Raw genomic sequence first — 24329 nt, forward strand, 5'->3', positions numbered from 1 at the left:
AACATAAAGTTAAGCTGCCAAAGGGAATAATTCCTGGCGGAGGTACACTCACAAACTCAAGGAATAGACAATGACCAACCAACAACTGCACCAGAGAAGAAGTCAGGCATTTTCTAACGGTATGGGCGCGCTCTACCCAATTTATGTCGCTAAAGCAGAAAATGCCCTAATTTGGGATGTCGAAGGTAATCGCTATATCGATTTTGCCGCGGGTATCGCGGTAAACAACACCGGTCACTCTAATAAGCGCATTACCGAAGCGGTTAAGGCTCAGCTGGATAACTTTTCCCATACTTGCGCGCTAGTTACGCCATATGAGTCGTTTGTTGAACTGGCAGAAAAGCTGACAGAAATTGCCCCTGGTGAGTCTGCAAAGAAAGCAATTTTCTTAACCACAGGTGCAGAAGCGGTCGAAAACGCCGTCAAAGTGGCACGTGCCCATACTGGTCGCAGCGGCGTGATTGCCTTTAAAGGCGCATTCCATGGTCGCACCAATTTAACCATGGCACTAACGGGTAAGGTAGCACCTTATAAAGCCAGCTTTGGTCCGTTCCCAGGTGAAGTGTTCCACGCACCATACCCAAATGAGTTCCACGGTGTGAGTGTTGAGCAGAGCCTACAAGCGCTTGAAGATCTGTTTGCATGTGATATTGAAGCATCACATGTGGCGGCAATTATCTTTGAACCTGTGCAAGGTGAGGGCGGCTTCTACAAAGCGCCAGGCGAGTTTGCTCAAGCGCTACGCCAGATTTGTGATAAGCACGGCATCATGTTGATTGCCGATGAAATCCAAGCGGGTTTTGCTCGTACCGGTAAGATGTTTGCCACAGAGCATCTGGGTATTGAACCTGACATGATGACGTTAGCGAAAGGCATTGCCGGCGGTTTCCCAATTTCCGCTGTCGTCGGTAAAGCTGAGGTAATGGATTCAGCACCTGCTGGTGGTCTAGGCGGTACTTATGCCGGTTCACCAATGGGCTGTGTGGCAGGTCTTGAAGTGCTTAAGATTATCGAAGAGGAAGACTTGTGTGCCAAAGCCAATGGCATTGGTGAAGTTGTAAATGCACGTATGACTAAGCTGCAGCAAAGTGTGCCGCAGATTGGGCAGGTGCGTACGCATGGCGCAATGATGGCAATTGAGTTTACTGATCCGCAAACGGGTCAGCCGCTACAAGATCTCACTAAAGCTATTATCGGTAAAGCGCAGGAAAATGGCGTGATCTTGCTGTCATGTGGGGTGAAAGCGAACGTAATCCGTTTGCTACCGGCACTGACAATCGAATCTGAGATCCTTAATGAAGGTTTAGACAAGCTGGAAAAAATCATCCAAGAATTGGTGTAAATATCCTTTTAATTCACTAATAAACGTTGGCTAAAGCAAAGCCCAATAGCGATTAAGTTATTGGGCTTTTTTAGTTCTATCGATCAGCCATTGTTAGAAATTAATAAGCAAGCGATTGAATTTAATGCAGTTATCCGGGTTTAATTTGCAATTTCGTGATTTTCAGCCAAGACAAAAATTTTTCAGCTACGAAGTACGCTTTAAATAGAAATATGATTTATATCTCCTCCGTAACTATATGAAAAAGCGATGAATAAAAAACTTTTGTCACTGCTTATCGGCTCAGCACTGTTAACAGGTGTTGCGCAGGCCAACGATAACCAAACCTTTACCAACGAGCTTCGTGATACTCATAGCCAAATTCAGCAGCGCATTAATGAGCTGCGCAAATACGCTGAAGATGAAAACAATGTCATCGTTAAAGATGGTGAGCGCTTTATCGAAGTCAATGGTATCGAGTACCAGATCAACCAAGATAACTACATCAAGTTTGATTTACCGATGCCATTTACCGATGAAGGCTTGTTCCGCAATGTATTTGATTTCTTGAGTGATGACTGGGAGTTGTCTTGGTACCACTTTGGAATGGTGGCAGTAAATAAAATTTACGGTAATTACGATTACGGTAATGGCTGTCTGATTGAATACGGTCCAGAGGGTGATGTTCACTCACCAAGCGGTATTACCCATCTGTCGCTAGAAGATTACACTTGTGCCCTAGAAGAAGGTGAAAGCCTAACTAAGATTAAGTTCCTAGGGACAGGTGAAACCCTCACTTACGCTGATTTTGGTTACCAGTCGGAAAATGATTTTGTACCGGAATCTGTAGCGCTAAGTAATGGCAAGGTATACGCGGGTAACACGCATAGCGGCTTTTCTCATATTGCGCGTTACGATTTGAAAAATGAGCAGGCCCTAGCACCAATCACTGGTTTTTCGCTCAATGGTGTTAACGAGACTTACCGCGTCGTCAGCGATGTAACGGAACACGACGGTCGCTTATATGTCGCTTCTCTGTCGTCTAACCGCGTTGATATCTACGATACCAATAACAATGACCAAATCATTATGTCATTGGGTACCGGCTCTTGGTCAGGTAACACGTTTGATAAAACGCTGACGCACCCATACAGCGTTGCAGCAAACCATGAGTATATTTTTGTTGCTGATATTACGGGCAAAATTTCTATCTACCGCCAAGCGGATGTGAAGCTAGCCAACCACAAGACGTTGTCTAAGTACGGTTTCTTCAACTTGCCAGAGAGCAACTCTATCTACCGTAATGTGAAGATGGAAGTGGTGAACAATGAGCTGGTGGTGAACTTTGATAACACCTTGACCTACGTATTCGACCTTGCATCAGTACAAGCGGGTGATGAGTTGGTTGAAGCAAAACACCGCTTTGCCAATACTCGCTACCGTAATACGTACCAAGCCAGCAATGGTGAAGTGTACGTTGGCAGCAACGCAGGTGTTGTCGAGCAGTTCAGCAAAGAGCAGTTTAGCTTTGTTGAAGGTGGTATTGAAGGTGAGGCGATGCACATCTTTAAAGGTTTCGTAGACGCGGAAACTGAACAAGATCAATCACTAAAAGCGAGCTTTGACCTAGCAGTTGAAGAAAAAGCTTTAGCGATGCTGCAAGACCGCACAGTGGTGATTGCGAATATGGATGAACTGCGTGTTCACCAAGACAACACACCAGCGACCAACGATCATGTATTTGATTTGCTTGCGCCTGAAGTGACGAAGACGCCGCTATTGTTTGATGGTGAAAGCTGGGAGAGCTTGACGTCTAACCACGAAGTACGTATCGACCGCCTATTATCAGGCACACAGCGTCTTGATGAGTTGGATATCACCAGTTACGCGGCTCAAACCACTTATGATCTGACCGTAGAAGCGCGCTTTGGTGATGAAGGGCAATGGATCAAATTAGGTACCATTGATCAGCTGGAACCATTTGCGAGTTACACAACGTCACACGCGTTTAAAGATGGCGTGAAATACGCAAGTGTTGATGGCACTCAGTCGTTTACGATCAAAGGTCTTGCCGAGGCGACGCATCTGCCACGAGATTTGGTTGATATTCGCCTGACTTCTGAAACAGATGAGTTTGTGCAGAAGCTGACAGATTGGCAATCAAAATGGCGTTTGAGCTTTGGTACTTACTCACAGGCAAACGGTCATTGGGAGAAAATTACCCCAGCCTATGCGCGTGAATGGATGATCATCATGGCGAACTACGCTTACGTGATGAACAGCCCTGAGTTTGAGCACCTATGGTTCAACTACAAACAGAGTATTGGTCAAGGTCAAAACGAGTTCTTTGGTAACGCGGGTCCTGTTGATGGTCCTGGCGGTAACTTTACTGCGGATGACTACCAGAACATTTACCAAGCCTTTATGAACCGTGATCGTATTCGCCTTGGCATTTCTACCATTGGTGGTGGTCTTGGCGGTGGCGATGTGCTTGGTATCGACACTTGGAACTACTACGCTCACTACTACAACTCAGGTATTGGTGTCGTAGGGCATGAGTTTGGTCACCACTGGGGCTCGCACGACAGTAGCTTTGCTAACTCATCGCGCGGTCTGCAGTTAATGACGCATGATATTCACCAAATGATGATTCGTCAGCAGGTGCTGCCTTACCTTGATGATGAGATTAACGCGTTCTACAAAACGCCACGCGAAGAGATGTACAACGGTGTCGCTGAACACTTACGTGTGCCGCGTGCAGAAAGCAACATCAACCTAGTTGAGCGTTACTTTGCTGAAAATCCAATGTGGCAGTCGTACTCTCGTTAGTAAGTACTTTCACTAGTAAGAGAAAATCGAGTTAACTATTAAAACCCAATCGCAATTTTGCGGTTGGGTTTTGTTGTATTTGAAAGGATAAAAAACACATCAAATAGGAAAATTAAACCGGATAGAACCGATATTCTGCACGGTTTTATTAAATATACCCCAAGCTTTAGCTATAAATTTGCCGATATTTCCTTGGTGAATATTTGTGCCCGCACAAGATAAACTGGTTTGAGTGCATAACTTGCGACATTTAATACAAAATTCGTATGATACGCGTCAAAATGAGTAGGTTTTGTAATTGAGAATGTGTGTTTGCTTTGCAAGAATTTGGTTTGATTGTTAATAAAACTATTAGATCTATTTATGCCCAAGTTTTCAGACATAAAAATACGCACCAAGTTGGTCGCGATACTTATTTTCTTTGGCATTGTCCCATTATTAGCCGCCACAGCATTTAATGGACAAGTCGCATCTCGTGCCCTAATCGAGAAATCGTTTGAAGAGCTTTTGTCGATCCAATTATTGCGAAGTAATGAGATCCGAGAGTTTTTCCTTGAAAGAATTGTCGATGTTGAATTGTTTGCGCTGAGTGAAAGCGAATCGATAACGACACTTGCAGTAGATCGATCTTCTCAAGCAAGTGAATTTGATCTCTTGGTTGACAAGTTTGTTCGTGGTTACGGCTATCAGGATTTGCTCGTATTAAGTGCTGGGCAAGGGCAAATTCTCTACTCTTATCAAAACAAAGACCGAATTAACTCTTCTCTTACGACCGATAAAGGGATGGATCTTGCACTAAACCGCGCTTGGTCAGATGTTGAGCGCAGCGGCAAAGCCTCTTACTCAGATTTTGCTTTTAGTGAAGATGAGCAACAACAAGTCTCTTATATTGCGGTGCCGGTATTTGACCAAGCGCGTCAAGTGACTGCCGTTATCGCAGTAAAAATCTTACCAGCCCTGATCAATCAAATCCTCGATTCACGCGTAGGCTTGGGTGAAAGTGGTGAGTCCTATTTGATTGGTACCAATCGCTCGACGGGCAAATTTGAACTGCGTAGTGATGTGACCTCGATGGGTGATGGTCAGTATGTGGTGGGTTTTCGTTTGCAAACGGATTTGCCTTACTGGAGTGATGCAAAAGCGGCGGGCGAACGAGGCGGGCATGATGTTTACGTCGATAGTGCTGGTAACAATGTCTTGATTGCGTTTAGCAAAATTCCCGTTCCCGGGCATAGCTGGTACATGATCTCCAAGATTGACCAAGCAGAGGTGACCCAGCCGATTTACTTCCTCTACGTTACTTTATTAATCGCTGCTCTTGCTCTGGTTGTGGTGGTTGGTTTTGTCGCGCTGAAGTTTGCCAAATCAGTGACTGAGCCACTGACACAAGGAATGGCTTTCGCCAATGATATTGCCTCGGGCAAACTCAACTCAACCTTGCAGTTAGAGCGCAAAGATGAACTTGGACAGATGTCAGATGCGCTTAACGATATGGCGGTGCAGTTGCGTGATTTGGATTGGCTTAAAACCGGTAAAGAGAGTTTAGATGATCAATTGCGTGGCGATTTGAGTTTGGCGGAACTTGCCAAGCGTTTTGTCTCGTTTTTTACCCGTCATATGGATGCCGAGTTGGGCGCCTTGTATCTGTTTGATGAGCAAAGTAAGAAGCTGGTACTGACTTCGAGTTATGCCTTTAGTGATCGCAGAGGCAACTTTAATAGCGTCGATTTAGGCGAGGGTATGGTCGGACAGGCCGCATTCGAGCAGCAGATGATTGCTTACAATGACATCTCGCATAATGCACCAACGTTAAACTATGGTGCGGGTGAGGTGACACCGTCTCACTTTATGTCTGTGCCATTGGTGACTGACTCTCACCTTATCGGGGTGATATTGATTGGTTCCTTGCAACCATTTAGCAAGCTACACAAGCGCTATGTGAATGATGCTTGCACCAACGCGGCAGTGATCTTTAATGCCGCTAACGCTCGTGAAACCATCAGTCAACTGCTTGAGCAAGCGCAAGAGCAGCAACAAAGCTTATCGCGCGCGAACCAAGATTTAGAGCAGCAAGCGAACGCGCTAAGAGAATCAGAAAGCGCTTTGCAAACCCAGCAAGAAGAGCTGCGCGTAACCAACGAAGAGCTTGAAGAGCAAACCAAAGTGCTCAAAGAGTCAGAAGCAGAACTGCAAGCTCAGCAAGAAGAGCTGCGAGTGACCAACGAAGAGTTGGAAGAGCGCACCAAAGCACTCGAAGATCAAAAAGTTGAAATGCAAGAGAAGAACGATGAGCTAAACCGAGCGCAGTTGATCGTTGAAGAGAAGGCGAAAGAGCTAGAAATTGCCAGTAAGTACAAATCGGAATTTCTTGCCAATATGTCGCATGAGCTGCGCACTCCGCTAAACAGCATTTTGATCCTCTCGCAGCTGTTTGCTAACAACAAAGATGGCAACCTCAATCAGAAACAAATTGATTCAGCAAAAGCGATCAACTCTTCAGGCTCTGATCTACTCTCATTGATTAATGAAATCCTCGATTTATCCAAAGTCGAAGCGGGCAAAATTGATCTGCATATTGAGAACGTTGCGTTTACGTCGATTGAACAAGATATTCGCCGTTTATACGACGATATTGCCGCAGATAAAGAGCTCGATTTCTCGGTCTCTATCGCGGGTAATTTGCCAGCCAGCATCGAAACTGATTCGCAGCGTTTGCAGCAGATATTACGTAACTTGCTCACCAATGCGTTTAAATTTACCCATGAAGGTTCGGTCTCTCTTAGTGTCGCATTGCCTTCTCCCGAGCTTGCTGAGCGTTTGCAAAAACCACGCGAGTCATTGGTGGCGTTCCACGTCAAAGACGACGGTATCGGCATCAAGCAAGAGCAGCAATTGGCTATCTTCCAAGCTTTCCAACAAGCGGATGGCAGCACCAGTCGCAAGTACGGCGGTACAGGTTTGGGGCTCTCTATTTCTAAAGAGCTGGCTCATCTGCTGGGCGGCGCGATTTCGCTTAAGAGTGAAGAGCGAAAAGGCAGTACCTTCACGATTGTCTTGCCTCTTGAGTACGTTAAAAAAGAAGCTGGTGATGAGGCCGGTGAAAGCACCCGTGCGCCCGTTGTGCGACTTGAAGCGCCAGCAGAGCCGTCAAGTGAATCACCATTCCCCGCCCATAATGGCGCGACTCTTAATGGTGCAGGTAATAATGGTTCAAGTTTGAATGGTGTAAGCCAAGCCGCGCCGGTTGCGAAAACGCCAATCAACGGCGTAGCAGAGGCAAAACCATCAGCACAACCTAAGCATGAGCACTTTATTGATGATGATCGCCAAAGCATTGTTGCGGAGGACAAAACTCTGCTGATCATCGAGGACGATCGCGCGTTTGCTGGGGTGATGCGAGATTTTGGTCGAGAGCGCGGGTTTAAGTGCATTGTCGCGGAGACCGGGGAAACGGGCTTACATTTTGCCGAGTACTACAAACCGAGTGCGATTATCTTAGATATTGGCTTACCGGGCATTGATGGCTGGACAGTGATGGAGCGCCTCAAAGACAACCCGGCAGTGCGCCATATTCCGGTTCACTTTATGTCAGCCAATGATGCCAATCTGGATGCGATGCGCATGGGTGCGATTGGTTATTTAACCAAACCTGTCGATATGAAAAAGCTCGACACGGCATTTGCCAGTATTGAAAACATCATTTCCAAACCCGTAAAACGACTACTGGTGGTCGAAGATGATGAGATCCAGCGCGACAGCATTAAGCAGTTAATTGGTGAAGATGATGTGCACATTATCGCGGTCTCAACCGGCAAAGATGCATTGGATGAGTTGGAAGAACATAGCTACGACTGCATGATCCTTGATTTAGGCTTAGAAGATATGACCGGCTTTGATTTGCTGGAAAATATTCGCCGCAGCGAAACGGCCGCTCGTGTCCCGATTATTGTCTATACCGGTCGCGAGCTCACGCGCGAGGAAGAGAAAGAACTCAATCAATACGCTGAGAGCATAATCATCAAAGGAGTGAAATCGCCTGAGCGTTTACTCGATGAATCTGCGCTATTTTTGCATCGCGTTGAAGCGGAGCTTCCCGCCGAGCAGCGTGGCATTCTTAAAGCGGTACATGATAAAGAGTCGCTGTTGAAGGATAAAAATATCCTGCTGGTGGACGATGATATGCGTAACGTTTTCGCCCTATCTAACGTTTTAGAAGATAAAGGGATGAACGTCACTATCGCCCGCGATGGGGTTGAAAGTCTCGACAAACTCAAAGACAACCCAGATATCGACCTAGTTTTGATGGACATCATGATGCCTAAGATGGATGGCTACGAGGCGATGCAAGAGATCCGCAAGCAGAAGAAATACAACGCTTTACCGATTATCGCTTTGACTGCCAAAGCAATGAAAGGCGATAGAAGTAAGTGTATTGAAGCGGGCGCGAGCGATTATTTAGCTAAGCCGATTGATACCAGCAAGCTGATTTCAATGATGAGAGTGTGGTTGTACTGATATGAGTGATGTGATCGAAATTAACGATGAACAGTTAGAGATCCAGCTGTTTTTAGAGGCGATTTATCGCAAGTATGGTTATGACTTTCGCGAATACTCAGTGGCACACACTCGCCGTCGATTAGAGTATCGCCGTGCGTTAGAAGGAATGACCAACTACTCGCAGATGCAGCATAAATTGATTTATGAGCCACGCTTTTTTGAACAGATCTTGCTCGATTTGTCGATCAACGTCACTGAGATGTTCCGTGACCCTTGGTTTTACAAAAAGGTGCGTCAAGTGGTGTTGCCACACCTGCAAACCTACCCATTTGTGAAGATTTGGCACGCCGGGTGCTCTGCCGGGCAAGAGGTCTATTCGATGGGTATTTTACTTGAAGAAGAAGGCATGACTTCACGTGCTCAGCTGTACGCCACGGACTTTAACGAAGCAATTTTAGAAAAGGCGCAAAAAGGCATTTACCCGATGGATTTGGTGCGTCAATACACCACCAATTATCAGGCAGCAGGGGGAACGCATTCTTTTTCTGATTACTACACCGCAGATTATGACCATGTGATCATGCAAAGTCGTTTGCGCGAGCGGGTGTTGTTTACTCCGCACAACTTGGCGACCGATGGTGTGTTTGGTGAGATGAATGTCATCTTCTGCCGTAACGTGCTGATTTATTTTAATCGCGAACTGCAAAACAAAGTCTTCCAACTATTTTATGACAGCTTAGTTCCGGGCGGCTTTTTGTGTTTAGGTTCGAAAGAGAGTTTGCGTTTTTCAGATCTTGCGGATCAATTTGAATTGGTGTGTGAGCGAGAGAAAATCTACCGCAAAAAGCGCACGGTAAGAGCGGTGTAAGGAGGCAGTATGAAACTTCACTGCAATAAAGAGCACCATAGAGCCGTGGTCATCGGCGCTTCTGCCGGCGGTCTGGCTGCCATGGAGTGTGTACTGCGTGAGTTAAGCCCAAGCTTTTGCCTGCCGATTTTACTAGTGCAGCATATTAGCCCCAATGTTGAGAGTTACTTGGCTAACCACTTTGAAAATCGCTCTCAACTAAACGTCAAAGAAGGTGAGGACAAAGAGCCGATTCGGCGTGGCAATCTATATATCGCACCGCCGAACTACCACATGATGGTCGAGGTAGATGGGTCGATTGCGTTATCAATCGATGCACCAGTTAACTATTCGCGTCCTTCGATTGACGTGTTGTTTGAGACTGCCGCCGATTATTTTGGTCACGAGTTGGTTGGTGTGGTGCTGACTGGGGCAAATTCTGACGGCGCTAAAGGGCTGCAACGAATTAAGCAAAAAGGCGGTATTGCGGTGGTGCAATCAGTGGAGAGCGCTGAAGCGCAAGCCATGCCGCAAGCAGCAATTGATGCTGTAGATGTCGACCATATCGTCCCATTAGATCAAATGGGTAAATTTTTGAACAGCATATGTGAGTGTTAAAATGACGCAACGTCCGAGTGTTTTGATAGTGGATGATCGTCCCGAAAATCTGATTGCGCTTGAAGTGTTATTAGAGTCTTTTGATGTCGAGATAGTCAGTGCTTCTTCAGGGGAAGAGGCGCTGGCTCATACGTTAGATCATGAGTTTGCTTTAGTGCTACTCGATGTACAGATGCCGGGTATGGATGGCTATGAAGTTGCTGAGCTTTTACGCGGCAACAAAAAGACCAAGTCGATTCCGATTATATTTGTGACGGCTCGTTCTAAAACCGAACATCATATCTTCCGTGGCTACGAGTTAGGTGCGGTTGATTACATGTTTAAACCGCTTGAGCCAATTGTGTTCAAAGGCAAAGTGAACGTCTTTATCGAGCTTTACCAGCAGCGTGAAGCGCTCAGACGTAAAACAATTGAATCGGACCAAAAACTGGCCGAGTTAGAAGAGTTACAACAGCAATTAGAAGAGACCAACGAGCAGTTGTTGATGCTGTCAACCACCGATGGCTTAACGGGTTTATACAATAAGCGCTGTTTTGAGCAGATTTTTGCTGAAGAGTGGGAACGCGCGTCAAGAACACAAACTTCGCTGTCTCTGATCATGCTCGATATTGACCACTTTAAACTCTACAACGACACTTTTGGTCATCATCTGGGTGATGACTGTTTAAAGACGGTTGCCAAGGCGATCAGCAATATGCAGCTTAGAGAGCTCGACCGCATTGCGCGTGTTGGTGGTGAAGAGTTTGCTATCATCCTGCCAGACACCGATCAAGCTGGGGCTGAATTAGTGGCTGAGCGGGTGCGTAAAGTGATTGTCGATTTGCAGCTGCCTCATAGTGAAGCTTCAGGCAGGGCGACAGTAACCGCAAGCTTTGGCGTCAGCTCCGTGCAGCCTCAGCGCGGTTTGTCTTCACGTTATTTGGCCGAAGCTGCGGATGATGCCTTGTATGAGTCTAAGCGCAACAATCGCAATTGTGTGACGTTTAAAGCCTGCATGACGTCGTGGGAACATGTGTAAACACTCTGTTGTCTGTTTATGTTTGTTAGCCAACAGAGTGCAGCGTTCTAGCGGTAAATAAGGTTTGCCCAGTGGGTTAAGCCTGCGGTTACTGAGCCGAAGTAGTTGCCGCTTACAATTGGTGTGTGAGGTAGTACTGATGAAACCGCTGCGGTGAGCGCTTTTGAGCGTGCTGAACCGCCGGTCATATAAATCACATCTGGCGTGATGCCACTTTGTGTCACTGCTTCTTCAACCAAACTACGAATTTTGTTCATTGGGTTCTCAATCGCTGCCTCAATGCCAGCGCGAGTGGTTGGCACATTGAACACTTCGCTGACGAGGTCAATGGCGGTGGTATAGCTTTCGTGCTCTGACATGGCAATTTTCGCAAGCTCTGCCTGATGAATTACACCGTGACCTAAAGTTTCTTGGTGAAGTTTTACTAGACGTGCCAGTTTATCCGGGTCGCGCGCTTCTTTATGGAACTGGCGTAGCACAGACAAATTATCGTGAGCATAGAAATCACGCTGCGCTTGGACATCGTTGATTGCAATGGCATTCCAAAATTGAATCAGGGGTAAATCGAGCCCGCTTTTCAGTTTGCTGCCTAAACCAAATTCCGTCATTAAGCATTTAAACGCAATAAAGATATCCAGATCGTTACCCCCAACCATTTGACCGGTATGTGCCAGTAGCGAGTCTTTACGTTCTTCTTGGTTATGCCACGTTGGACCCATTTGGATCATTGAGCAGTCGGTGGTACCGCCGCCGATATCGACCACTAAAACCTTTTTGTCTTCTTTTAGGCTAGCTTCAAAGTCAAGCCCCGCTGCTACCGGCTCATATTGAAACTCAATCTGTTTAAAGCCGGCGCGCTTTGCCGCACGAGTAAGAATATCAACCGCTTGAATATTGGAGGCTTCACCACCACGCCCCAAGAAGTTGACAGGGCGACCGATCACCGTTTGTTCAAACGCTTTTTGGGCGGTGAGCTCTGCGCGCTGTTTGATGTTGCTCATCATAGCGCACACCAGATCTTCAAAGAAAGAGAGCTGCATATCTCTTAGACCCATAGCGCCAAGAAATGACTTTGGCGATTTTACAAAGTAAACATCTTTAGGGTCTTCTAGGTAAAGCTCTAGCGCTTGATGACCAAACTTCACATCTTCACTGCGAACCTCTAAACCTTCTTCACGGTTAATTTTAATCGCACGTCTGAGTACTGCTTCATTGGTCTCATTGCTTGGTGCGATGTCTAAGCAGCGAAATAGGTATTCAGAAACAGACTCAGGATTGGGTGCACATAAAGTTGAAGGTAAATAGATGTTCTCATCAACTAACGGAATTGGCGTTACTTTGCCCTCGACAAGATGAGCAACGCAGCAATTGGCGGTACCAAAATCAAAACCTAGTGACATTTAAACCTCAACGTATGGCAATAAAAGGGTCGCACACTAAACCCTAGACTGATGGACGGGTCAAGCGGAAATATAAATTGCGTGATTTTAAGAATTCAGTGTCGGTGGAACCGAGCGGAGTTAGGTCTTAACTTTCAAAAGCAGGGTTAATATTTGATTGGCGTTTATGCGCCTTGTGTATGTGTTTCTTGTCACATATTAACCAGTTGATGTTACCGTATTTTATGTTTAGAAACTCATACGATTGAACTAGCTATAGCGAAATGTTACGGTCTTTTTTCACTATAAATAGCTCGAAACATGAACGTTTCTATTAGAGCAAGTCAGCCAGGGAGGCGACATTTGTATAGTCTCCTAGTGCATTTTTTTGAATGTAACAATCAAATCTATAGTTAGGAAAACTATGCAAGACAAAGGCTTAACTAACTTCGCTAGTGTCGAAGAGTTTAAACGTGCCTTTTTATCAGCTCATGAAGCCTGCCTTGAGTCTGGTAAAAAAGTTATCAGTGGTGACCAACAGCTGCAAGACAATGAAAAAGCTGTCAAAGAGAGCGTGAACGAATATCAAAAGTCGATTGAACGTGTCTCTGAGTTCTTCCAGGATCACCGCGCTACACTCAACTCCTCTTTACGTGATCAACTTGCCGGGGAAGACCCGTCGGCTGCGATCAAACAAGCGCGCGAATCTGCGCAGCTCTTTAGCCAAATAGAGCGACACAACCAAACCACTCAATCACTCGTGACAACATTACCCCTTGAGCCAAGTGTGCGTGACCAATTGCAACAGTTGCAAAGTCAAGTTGCATCTAATGTTCAAGATGTTACGCAAACCCTTTCTCAAGTGCGCCAGCAAGAAGATAAGTTTTATTCCCGCATTGGAGAGTTACAAGCACAGCAAAGAGCTGAGCAGTTAGAACTGGAAGCTCAGGCGCTTGCGGCACAGGCAAGACGCAAGAGTCTTAAGAAGAAGCTGATGTGGACAGCAGGTTTTGTGTTGGTGGTTGCAGGCTTTATTAAAAGCCAAATGATGTAAGGTTTGTGTGATGAGAGAATCTGATGAAATTTTGCTTGGTGCTGATGCAAAGCGCCAAGAGTTAGTGGCGAGCCTAAAAGAGGCGCAAGGCAATATCGCCCCTAGCATTGATGACGTGGTGTCGTTGTTGTCTGAAAAAGTATTGCCTAAAGTGCAAGAGCAAATCCAAGCCATGCTGGCAGAAAGTGTTGCAGAGGCAAATCAAGCAATGGCTAATATGGGGAGACTCCATAGCCGATTGCCGCCGCCACTTAGAGCGCGCTTAGATAAATTCGATTGGTCAGAGTATAAGTTTGAGCAAAACTTTCTACCGCGTAACTTAGTCGTTGGAGGTGAGCTGATCACTCATGACTTTGGACACTTAGGTAAAAGGTCTATCGAGTTGCCGGTGGAAGTTCCTTTCTATAGTGCCGATTATTGTTATTTCTTTAAACACAATCCAGAAACGTCGGTGCATACCATCAATACATTTGTGTTCCGTTTGGCAACAATGTTGCCGTATTCATCGATGTTTACCTTGATTGATCCCGCCCATATGGGACAAAGCTTTAGTTACACCAAACAGCTACCGTTTAAACGCTTAGTTGAGAACGATGTTTCACGCGTATTGGAAGAAATTCTTAGCGATATTGTCCGTATTCAGAACAGCTATTTAGACAACAAAACTGAGCGCTTAATCGACGTTGACGAAGAGATCCTTGGTAACGCTAAGTTTGAATTGATCGTGGCGAAAGATTTCCCTAAGCAGTATGACCGTCGCTCAATTGAGTTGCTCGCTAAGATAGCCCGCACCGGTCCTAAAGCCGGCAAAATTGTCTTGCTCGATTATGACTTTGATGTGGAACTGCCAAATGGCTTAAACCGTGCTGATTTGTTCCCAGCGCTGCGCCATGTGTATGGCAATGATAACTGCGATGCTTCAGGGCTGGGGACTTTATCAGCAGATTATGTCAGAGAGAGCAAAACCATTGATGCCATCCTTGAAGGGTTAAGCCGCGCTAAGCCAAAAGAGACCAAACTCGGTTTTTCTGATGTGGTGCAAACCAATTCAGATGAGTGGTGGCAAGAGAGCGCGGAAGAGATGATTTCGGCTCCAATTGGTGGTTCTGGTAGTCGTAAGAATGATATCGAGCTGTGGTTTGGCGAACGTAATAAGCAGCCTTCGTCACATGGTATGTTGGCAGCAATGACCGGCGCGGGTAAATCGAATTTATATCATGCGTTTATCTTGTCGCTTGCCACTCGTTACAGTCCAGAAGATCTCCAGTTTTATCTGATAGATGGTAAGCAAGGAGTTGAGTTTAAACGTTATTCGAAATTCCCTCATGCCAAAGTGGTGTCGCTGAATACCAGTCCACAATTGGCGCGCAGCGTTTTGCAAGAAGTTTTGGACGAGATGAACCGTCGCAACGAAACCTTCAAGGCGCACGGATGTCCTGACTTTGTCACTTATCGTCGCAATGGCTCTCCAGGAGGAAAATTCCCAAGGCTGATGCTGATTATCGATGAGTATCAAACTCTGTTTGAAGATGACAAAACTGGGTTGGGATCGCAGTTGATGACTGCGATCGCTTCACAAAGCCGCAGTGCTGGTATCCATATGTTCGTTGGCTCTCAGAAATTTGTTGTCGCAGGTATGTCTCAGCCGCAAGCTACTTTCAGCAATATCAACTTGCGTGTTGCGATGAAGATGAGTGGTGAAGAGATCACCTCGCTGCAAGAGTTTGGTTCGAAAGGTAAGCAGTTGATCCGTGGCTGTACAGAAACTGGGCAGGTAGTCATTAGCCACAGTGGCGGTGTGGATGAAGTCCCTTGTGATACTGGGCGAGTGGCTTATATCGCTGGCGATCACTGTAAAGATCTTATCAAACAGCTGGTGGAGAAGTGGCAGCAACAAGGAGGTACTTGTCACACCGTATTACTTGCAGGCACTGAGCAGCCTGAGGTGGTTGAAAATACTCAAATTAACGCGCTGTTCGAGCAATACAGCCAACGTCCAAGCGAAGACGAGTGGATTGCAATTGCAAATAAACCGCAAAACGAAGCGGGTTTAAATGAGCGTGAGTGGTATCCGATTGAGCATCCGAGTGTGTTCTGGTTGGGTAAAGAGATGAATATACATGGGCAAGCCAAAGTAATATTGCGTCGTCGTTCTCATGAACATTTGTTGTTAGTGGGTGATAGCAATGAAGCTCGCTTAGGCATGCTGGGCTATTTCTTGGCGCAATTGCCAATCAACGCTTCTGCGCAGGAATATCAAGTCCATATTCTTGAAGGTGGTATTAAAGGTTCGCCTTGGTATGGCGTGATGGATCTAGTCAATCAAACCGCATTGCAAGGCCGTGCCAGCGTCGCTGAGAAGTTTAAAGACTTTGAACCACAATTGTTAAGTGTCATGGCGGAGTATGAGAAACGCCGTGAAATGGATGAAGAGGAGATGCTGGCTGAACCATCAATTTATGTGGTGGTTAATGATGCTCAGCGAATTCGAGAACTGGCGAAGCAAGACAATAACTTCGGCATGAAAGTCCATGGCTCTGAAGGTGGCGCTCATTTAGCGACACTGCTTGAGTATGGTTCAGAGTATGGCATCCACCTTGTTCTAAGCTTCGACAACGTGCGTTCGCTAACCAAGGCGTTTGACCGCAACGAGCTTGAGAATTTCCGTCATAAGATTGCGCTACAGATGTCTGAAGAGGACAGTTTCCGTTTACTTAAGACTCGTGATGCCGCGAAGCTGCAAGCCGATGGCAACAAGCCAATTTATGCGCTGCATATTGATCAAATGCAAAACCGTCCAAGCAAATTTAAACCTTATTGCTACAGCGACAGCAAATCGTTTGAAGAGAGTTTGCAGGTATTGACTAGCCACTACGCTAAGTGGAGCTAACCCATGTCTTTAGACCGAGTTGAAGAACAAATCCCGCTTTTGATCAGTGAACTGGAATCGCTGAGTAGCCAAATTGGCAAGCAGGTCGGTCTGTTAAGTGCTCAGGCAGAGCGTTTTCTGCCTGATTGCGCTGCGCAAGTACGTCCTAGCTTAGAACGCGAAATGAATGAAATCGAAACACTGGCGAGCCAAATCGCTAATGGTCGCTGCAATGGTTTGTCTGAACAGTTGATCCACAAACTTGCTGTGCTAAGGAGTTACTTGCATGAGTAATGAGCTACGTAAGCAGGAAGCGGCACAAGAGTTGGTGATCTGCGCCAATCAAGCCCACACGCAAATTGAAACGTCGCTTGATGCGCTAAAAGCGCGTTGGTCAGCCCTTCGCGAGCATTACCATGGTCTTGGGGCTGAAGATACAGAGGCAGAAATCAATCTGTTACTGGCGCAAAGTGACAGTTTGTTGAGCAAGCTTCAAGCGTGGCGCGACTTGAGTCAATCTCAACTGCAAGAGAGTGAAGAGGAGGCGACATGCAACCTAGGTGGTTAGTCGCTCAATTGGAAGAGCTAGATTACCAAAGTGACTTTCAAATCGAACTCATTAGCTCATTACTCTATCAAGCGCAGGCAATGAACAACCTTACTCAAGAATATCTTGGTTTGGCTAAGAGCGATGTTTTAGCTGTGTATCAGTTATATCAATCGCTCAAAGAGCATTATGCCACGGCATTTGAGTACGCTCAGAGTCGCTTGCAACGCGTTGAAGTGCAGGTGGACCATGCAGCAGAAAATGTCTCGGTGGGCGAAAAAAGTTTAACCGATGCTCACCAACTGCATGACTTTTGGCGGTCGCAAGTTAACAAGGCGCAAAATTGGTGCAAGGCGGCTCGTAATCATCTGTCCGATTGTGAGCAGCAAACGGAATTGATGAGGGCGAGAGTTGAAGATGCTAAACAAGACTTACTCGATGCTCGTTTGGCATTGAAGATCGCACAGAGCAAGCCCAATGTTCGTGTTTTCCAATATACCGATAGCCAAGGGCGAGATGTTTATCGAGAAGAGCCGCCAGATACTTCCTATGAAGAGCGTAAAGCTTATCTGGCGATAGCCGAGCTTGAGGCTCGTCGGGAGAAACACAGAGCAGCACAGCATCAAGAAGAGTTTGCCGTTCAGGAGTTAAGGCGCGCTCAAACTCAGTTAAACGGTGCAAAGAATGCTGAGAGTGACGGCGAAAAATCCGTCACCATGGCGAGTTATGCATTAGAAGTGGCGAATGATAGTAAGCGTCAAGCGGGCTACAGCCAAGAATCGGCGCGAGCTTGCCTGCAAACTTTAGATCATGTCAAAGCCGAGTTAGAGCGCTTTGAGCAAACCTGTAATCAACAATCCTCGCTACTCTCACAGTTAGACAGTGAAGCCAATCAAGCGTTTTTACAAGTGCGCGATCTTGAAACGCAACACGAGTCAATTCAAGGCGAAGTGTTTACCCTCAAATACACCTTACAGGACAAAACTTCTTTGCTGATTGCCTATGATCAGCCATTAAGTAGCCGATAATTAAAAGAAATAATCATGCCAGCTTTTGAACCTAGTTATTACCGCACCATACTCGTCAACTTGCAAGACGAGCGTGAACAGACCTATTTTTCCAAGAGCCATTATCAAGAACATTGGGAAAACTTGCGCACACTATGGAGTGATAGTGCGGGGCGCAATGTGAATAATCGTTCCATGACGCCACTTCTCGAGCTATATGAGCAGTTTTTACAACAAAGCCAGACCTACCTAGAGACCAAAAAGCGCACGGCAGATCGGTTTGCTGAGCTCGAACAGTCGTTGATTGAGTCTTCTCATCACCATGAACATGTCACCCAATTGATGGCAACATTGAATACTCAAAGTGATGAGCGAGATCGAACATTGCGTTCCAGTGAATCGCTCTCAAAACAAGCGGAAGAGCAAGAGAAAGAAGTGGCTAAACAGAAGCGCGCAGCCAACAGCCACGTCAGCCCAATGTAAGGATACAAAATGAAAATAACTAAGTGGCTATGGTTAGCCTTAGCGATGGTGGTGTTAGCGGGCTGTTCGAGTGTCGATGACGTCACTGAGCATCAAGATGAGATTGCCGGTCTGGAACACCTCCCAATTGGTGCGGAGGGGCGCGTGTTTAAACTGTCACAGTTTACACCTACTGAAGTGCAAGATATTCAGTATGCGTTATCAACGCGCGGTCTTTATTGGACTGCCGCTCAAACACCGGCATACATTAACTCACAGCAATGCCCGGTTGAGGTTTATGCTCATCGAGGTCACTACAACTATCCGGAAAACTCAGAATCGGGCATTTTAATGGGTGCGCTAGGTGGTTTCGATGGGGTTGAAATTGATGTGATGTTGACTCGTGATGGCTATTGGGTGGTTCATCACGATAGCCGCACGGGTCGAGCAACAGGTCGCTACGATGGTAAGCGTTTTAAGATGTCGCGCATCCATGGCGATGAATGGAATAGCTTGGTTGTGCGTGATAAAGATGGTCATTTAACCGATGAACGTGCGCCGTATGTGATTGATGCACTCAAGCGCTGGGCGAGCAGTTATCAGCCGGGTCAACAACTGAATATCGAGATTAAAGAAGATGCAGATATTGTTGAGCTCTCTTATTTGCTCAAAATGGCGCGCTCTACTTTACCATCGGGCAGTTACTTCTTTAGCTCAATGGAGTTCGATGTTTTAAAACACATGCGTGAGCTCGATAAGCAGGTGTACCTGGGCTACGTATGGGAGCCGCACCCAACCTCTATTGCGCAAGCTAAACGCACGGCACGTAAAGCGGTGCGCTCAGATCCTTTGTATCAGAAATACCAACGTCAACTCAACTGGGTGTCTGACTACGAAGCGCGTAAGCGATCGCGCAGCAAATCAACCAAATATTCCGCTAAAACTGTGCGTAGTGCATTAGGAGCAAATAGCGGGCTGCACGTCGATATTCGCAGTTTTGTTGGAGCTTCGACGATTTACACTCGTTCCAAGCAAGCGGGCTTAAAGCGGGTGGCAACCTACACCATTAATGGCAGCGAATACCACCAAAAGCAGCTGGTTGCGCTTAAGAAAATGCGCCGTAACTTGCCGGATGAAGTGATCATGGATACGTCGAAATTTGAGATATGCCATCAGCTTAATCCGCAGCTCGCGAGCAAGAAAAGTGCTTATCAACCGACAACGGAATACGGTCGTGCCATCATGCGTTTGCCAAGTGATGCCAACTTCCTACGCCTAGAAGAGCAAGTGATGTATTTGGCGGATAACCATTATCTAAGCGCTGCGGGTGATGTCCGTTCAGTGTCTCAACGTAGTACTGCAAAAACAGTACAACGCACTACGACCAAAACAACATCAACTAAGAGCGCGACAATGATCTTCATCCCTCAAGATGAAGAGCTGTCTCTTGAGTCAAAACCTATCAATATCGAAGTACCAAAGTAAGAAATCAGTATGGCTATTAGTAATGAAAACGCGGCAAATCCAGCGGCGTCAAAACCCAAACCAAAGTGGTTTGCGATAACCCTGTTTGTTTTATCTTTGCTCTATCTTATTCCAGAGGTGGTATTTAACGCCAAGTTGGTGGAAGTCGCGGGCGGCGGTTCTCTAGATGATAATACGCTTCACTTAGTGGAGCTATTTGGTCGAACTATATCGGGTATTGGTGTCACCTTGCTTATTGCGGACTTATTGCTTAAAGGGCGATTAGTCAGCACAGTGCCAAGGGCGTTAACCAGCCTATTGGTGATCGCCTTGATCGTTTGGCCAACCGTATTCTTTGGTCAAAAGTTATTGATCGATAAGATGTTGGTCGAACCTTCTACTTCACAGCAGCGCCAAGAAGCCTTTTTTGCCTCAATTTTACGTTCAAGCTTGGCCGCCAATGCTGTGCAAATTAAAGGGTTACCATACCAACCTGAGCATGCCAATTCTCCGACGGAGATGACGTTTCTTGCCATGATGGGGGGGCTCGTTTACGCCAATGATGATTTTATCCACCATGTTGAAGATAAGAAACGCGAGATCTTAAATCGCTATATTGAGAACAAGGCGAATTCCCAGTTTGATGATTACTATGCTGACTATAAAGGCATGCAGGCAAAGATAGTTGATTCCTACAAAAGTTATCAGTATGGGGTCGATGACTATAACCAATCCTTAGGCAGTGCATCTAAGCGTGCTGACAGAATTTGGGGAAAAGTAGAGACCTATATATCCGATGGCTGGAAAGATTACCGCAATGCCGAAAAAGCCTATCTCGCTCGCGCTGAAGCGCGCGCTCAAGATATAGCGCCAAAAATCTATCGTCATTTTGAAGATCGTAATCGTTGTATTGATCGCTACAACGGTAAGCGTAAAAACCCAGAGCGCTTAGATCGCTGTATAAAATCAGAAGAAAAGCAGTATGCCAAAACATTAAGCCGCGCTGGTCTTCCTTATGTCGAGATGAACTATTGGCTTAAGAAAGAGAAAGGGCGCACTAAAGGCACCACAACGCTAGAAGACACGGCGTGGAGTCTCGGGCTATCGGCTATTGTTGCCGGACTGGAAATTGTCACCGGTGATGGCGGCAAGGAAGTAGTCAATGAAGTCTTTACCAATGAAGTTGCTCACTATACGCCACGAATTCTCGTGCTGTGGAAGGATAAATTTAAGCGTGAGACGGGTTATCCAATGGGTATTCGCTCTTTCAAAGAGTTCCGAGCACACGATGTGACGGCAAGCAAAGTTCGTCAACGATCGGCGCAAGAAGGTATTCATCTTAAGAGCAGTTGGCGCGTCAGCCACGTTACGGCGTTTAAAAATCAGGTTAAAGCTGAAGTTCGCAATAGAACGAACAAAAAGTGGAAGGCTGAAATGGCCAAGCGAGGTATGGATCTTAAACCGAACCTGAGTTGGAAAGCTTTCCAAGCCCACCCGGATGTGCAAAAGCAGATCTTACAAACCATGGGTGAACGTCGCTACGTCAAGCCAATGATGGCTGATTGGAATAACAAGCAGTTTTACGACAAGGTTATCACGCCCAATATTCACCGCGAGACACAGTATTGGTTACGTTATATTGAATCCGCTCGTTCGCAATTTGAAGATGGTGCGCCTTTAGCCGAGAACGGTAAAGCAGCACTGCGCTCGATCATTGTGCCTCCGATTTCGATGTCTCTGTCGTTGATGCTGGTCTTACTGACGTTTGTGAAGCTGCCATTTAAGTTCTGGGCGTTGGTCGATTACGACGCGGACCACAGCGGCGTACAAAAACCATGGGAGAAATGGGTAGGTCCTATGCTTTCTGTGGCATTGATGATTGCAGTCTTTGCCGTGCCGCTGCTAGTGGGGAGTTCGAAGTTTACCGAGGAGAAATCGACCACGACTTATTTCCTCGATAAAGTTGAAGAAAGTATTTCTCCGGCGGGCTCTTTAGCATTGAAGTGGGTCTTACACACCCAGCCAATTGTGCATCCAATTGGTGCTAACCTCGACGCCAGCATGAAAATCACACAATGGTTTGAAAATACTTTAGAGCATCCTATTGGCGTGATGGACAAGTTGGTCATGGCAGAGTTGAACCCGCCTAAACAGCGCGCTTCACAAGAGATGCGCGAGGGGTTTGAGGAGCAAAAGCAAGCGATAGTTGAGACTGGGCAATTGGTTGACTTACCGTTTATCGTCAAGACCAACGCGGCAAATCCACGTATTCGGGTAATGAACATTAAGCCTAAATATAAAGCGGGGATGAAGCTGCCAGCGGGCAACTATCATGTAGAAGTAAGTGCGCCTGGTTACAAGACTAAGCGTGTGTGGGTGGCGCACAATAAGAAAAGTGCGACTCACCAAGTCAACGTGACGAAAAGCTAACGTCAAGCCCCTGAGTTTCAGGGGCTTTTTATTTACTATCTAATTAGTCGCGCCAAGGGGTTGTTTTTTGTACGCACAACCTCCAAATCCTTTAATGTTATAAAAACAAAATAAGGGAAAGAGTCATGGCAAGTGAATATACACCACCAAAAGTATGGAAAGACGATATCGAGACTGGTGGCACGTGGGCGAGCATAAATCGACCAACTGCTGGTGCACGACACGAGCAAGCTTTACCTGTTGGTGAACATCCTCTTCAACTCTACTCTATGGGTACCCCAAACGGGCAGAAAGTCACCATTATGCTTGAAGAGCTGCTGGCACTTGGCATCAGCGATGCGCAGTATAATGCCCATATGATTCGTATCGGCGATGGCGATCAATTCTCTTCTGGCTTTGTTGCGGTTAACCCTAACTCTAAAATTCCCGCTCTGGTTGATAACTCGGTGTCACCAGCGGTGCACGTGTTTGAATCTGGTCATATTCTGCTTTACCTCGCGGAGAAATTTGGGTGTTTATTACCACAAGATCCAGCGACTAAAACCGTAGCGCTTAACTGGCTATTTTGGCTGCAAGGTAGCGCGCCTTATCTGGGCGGCGGCTTCGGTCATTTCTATGCGTATGCACCTGAGAAATTTGAATACCCAATAAATCGTTTCACCATGGAAACAAAGCGTCAGCTTGACGTTTTAGATCAGCGTCTGGCAGACAATCGTTATCTGGCGGGTGAGCAATACTCTATCGCTGATATCGCGACGTGGCCTTGGTACGGTAACCTTGTTTTGGGCAATGCTTACGATGCGGCAGAATTTTTGGATGTGCAAAGCTATCCAAATTTATTACGTTGGGCGCGTGAAATTGCTGAGCGTCAAGCGGTGCAGCGTGGGCGAATTGTCAATCGTTCATGGGGTGAGGAGTGGGAACAAGTTCCTGAGCGTCACAGCGCTGATGATATCGATCAAGCGCTGGCTAAGCAGCCTAAATAGTCGAAACTAAGAAAGCCCTGAAAAGGGCTTTCTTGTTATTTAGAGAGTGATTTATCGCGATAAATTAATAGAGTGGGACAATAATGTCAGCGTCGGAGCGAGCAAACGAGGCTGCGGCATTTTGGCTGCTTTGATCGCCAATTTTTGAGGCGCGCGGTATCACAACAAAGATAATTTCCGGCAGTTTGGTAATGCGATTGCTGCGCTCACCGTTGCCATCCAACTTGTAGCCGTCGATATAAACCGTGAGGATGGTGTCTTTGTTGTCTCGAGCTCGGACGAAAAATGACCCGAGTTCATGGACAGCTCCCCAAGTGTAATCGAGCGAGACCTCCTCGCTACTGGGCAGATAAATATCGTAACTTCGGTTGGGCATGTTTGGTCTAACGCTATTGATGGTCACATCAAGCCGATTTTTAACAAATTGACCACTTTGAAATGGCTTGCCTTCCTTTACATCCTTATCTTTAACCAAGCCATTACACTGACTTGTCTCACCGTGCCGTTTTTCAAAGCGATAGGTGGCACAGGCAAACTCATTCACGAGTTGCTGAATCCCTTTAATTAAAGCAGGAGAGGCAAAGGCATTGAGTTCAAATTGACCTAATGTGTCGATTTGGCGAAACAGATCCGCGGCGGCACTTTCAAATTCTGCATTATAGGTAAGAGGGATAAAGCGGTCTTGTTCAATGGCGGCTTTTATAACGTTGTTGGTATCGTAAACGCGATTGCCTTGCTTATCACTGATGCTCCAAGCAAAATTTTTATAATCCGCACTGACGCTAAAACTACACAGCAGCAATGCACTGGCTAGAACTTTGTGCATATCTCTTTCCTGAGTCGACTCTGGTGGTTTATTTATTCTACATCCTCGCCGCTATCTCACCAGCAGCAGAGTCCATCAGGCTGATGAAGCTCTCTTTTCGCTATGCAAACTTAAGAAAAACTGCGCAATTTATAGCTTGTTGTGTCTCTAGATGAAAACACGAGAATGAAGCACG

General features: G+C 46.3%; 17 protein-coding genes. 15 read left to right on the forward strand and 2 right to left on the reverse strand.

The window, feature by feature from the left end; genetic code table 11:
- Positions 1–70: 70 nt before the first annotated feature.
- The 6 genes from gabT (at position 71) to DPF93_RS08450 (ending at position 11130) form a co-directional block, all read left to right on the forward strand.
- A complete protein-coding gene (gene gabT / locus DPF93_RS08425; protein ID WP_114765765.1) occupies positions 71–1342 on the forward strand; it encodes a 4-aminobutyrate--2-oxoglutarate transaminase in 1272 nt (423 codons plus the stop codon).
- Between the two features lie 249 nt (positions 1343–1591).
- Entirely contained in the window at positions 1592–4150 is a 2559-nt protein-coding gene (locus DPF93_RS08430; RefSeq protein ID WP_114765766.1) for a YncE family protein, read from the forward strand.
- A gap of 363 nt (positions 4151–4513) precedes the next feature.
- Positions 4514–8665, forward strand: coding sequence for a response regulator (locus DPF93_RS08435; RefSeq protein ID WP_114765767.1), 4152 nt, complete (start codon positions 4514–4516; stop codon positions 8663–8665).
- A gap of 1 nt (position 8666) precedes the next feature.
- On the forward strand, positions 8667–9515 hold the full coding sequence (locus DPF93_RS08440) for a CheR family methyltransferase (RefSeq protein ID WP_114765768.1): 849 nt from the start codon (positions 8667–8669) through the stop codon (positions 9513–9515).
- A 9-nt stretch (positions 9516–9524) separates the two neighbouring features.
- Entirely contained in the window at positions 9525–10112 is a 588-nt protein-coding gene (locus DPF93_RS08445) for a chemotaxis protein CheB (RefSeq protein ID WP_114765769.1), read from the forward strand.
- Between the two features lies 1 nt (position 10113).
- Positions 10114–11130, forward strand: coding sequence for a GGDEF domain-containing response regulator (locus DPF93_RS08450; protein WP_114765770.1), 1017 nt, complete (start codon positions 10114–10116; stop codon positions 11128–11130).
- Positions 11131–11177: 47 nt separating this feature from the next.
- Here DPF93_RS08450 and yegD read toward each other — a convergent pair whose 3' ends face one another.
- A complete protein-coding gene (gene yegD / locus DPF93_RS08455; RefSeq protein WP_114765771.1) occupies positions 11178–12530 on the reverse strand; it encodes a molecular chaperone in 1353 nt (450 codons plus the stop codon).
- Positions 12531–12933: 403 nt separating this feature from the next.
- Here yegD and DPF93_RS08460 point away from each other — a divergent pair, with 403 nt between their 5' ends.
- The 9 genes from DPF93_RS08460 (at position 12934) to yghU (ending at position 23328) form a co-directional block, all read left to right on the forward strand.
- Positions 12934–13563: an MlaD family protein gene (locus DPF93_RS08460; RefSeq protein ID WP_114765772.1), complete on the forward strand. Its 630-nt coding sequence runs from the start codon at positions 12934–12936 to the stop codon at positions 13561–13563.
- Between the two features lie 10 nt (positions 13564–13573).
- A complete protein-coding gene (locus tag DPF93_RS08465; RefSeq protein ID WP_114765773.1) occupies positions 13574–16453 on the forward strand; it encodes an FtsK/SpoIIIE domain-containing protein in 2880 nt (959 codons plus the stop codon).
- Positions 16454–16456: 3 nt separating this feature from the next.
- Complete coding sequence (locus DPF93_RS08470; protein ID WP_114765774.1) at positions 16457–16726, forward strand: hypothetical protein; 270 nt, start codon at positions 16457–16459, stop codon at positions 16724–16726.
- Positions 16719–17000, forward strand: a complete 282-nt coding sequence (locus DPF93_RS08475) for a hypothetical protein (RefSeq protein WP_114765775.1) — start codon at positions 16719–16721, stop codon at positions 16998–17000. The genes DPF93_RS08470 and DPF93_RS08475 overlap by 8 nt, the downstream gene beginning before the upstream one ends.
- Positions 16982–18007 (forward strand): hypothetical protein, encoded by a 1026-nt coding sequence (locus tag DPF93_RS08480; protein WP_114765776.1) that lies wholly within the window; start codon positions 16982–16984, stop codon positions 18005–18007. Before DPF93_RS08475 ends, DPF93_RS08480 begins: the two co-directional genes overlap by 19 nt.
- A gap of 15 nt (positions 18008–18022) precedes the next feature.
- On the forward strand, positions 18023–18469 hold the full coding sequence (locus DPF93_RS08485; protein WP_114765777.1) for a hypothetical protein: 447 nt from the start codon (positions 18023–18025) through the stop codon (positions 18467–18469).
- Positions 18470–18478: 9 nt separating this feature from the next.
- Positions 18479–19933, forward strand: coding sequence for a glycerophosphodiester phosphodiesterase (locus tag DPF93_RS08490; protein WP_114765778.1), 1455 nt, complete (start codon positions 18479–18481; stop codon positions 19931–19933).
- Between the two features lie 9 nt (positions 19934–19942).
- A complete protein-coding gene (locus tag DPF93_RS08495; RefSeq protein ID WP_114765779.1) occupies positions 19943–22342 on the forward strand; it encodes a peptidase associated/transthyretin-like domain-containing protein in 2400 nt (799 codons plus the stop codon).
- A 125-nt stretch (positions 22343–22467) separates the two neighbouring features.
- Complete coding sequence (gene yghU / locus DPF93_RS08500) at positions 22468–23328, forward strand: glutathione-dependent disulfide-bond oxidoreductase (RefSeq protein ID WP_114765780.1); 861 nt, start codon at positions 22468–22470, stop codon at positions 23326–23328.
- Between the two features lie 64 nt (positions 23329–23392).
- Here yghU and DPF93_RS08505 read toward each other — a convergent pair whose 3' ends face one another.
- On the reverse strand, positions 23393–24154 hold the full coding sequence (locus tag DPF93_RS08505) for a hypothetical protein (protein ID WP_114765781.1): 762 nt from the start codon (positions 24152–24154) through the stop codon (positions 23393–23395).
- Between the last annotated feature and the right edge of the window lie 175 nt (positions 24155–24329).

The sequence above is a fragment of the Vibrio rhodolitus genome, assembly GCF_003350325.1.
Taxonomy (GTDB): Bacteria; Pseudomonadota; Gammaproteobacteria; order Enterobacterales; family Vibrionaceae; genus Vibrio; species Vibrio rhodolitus.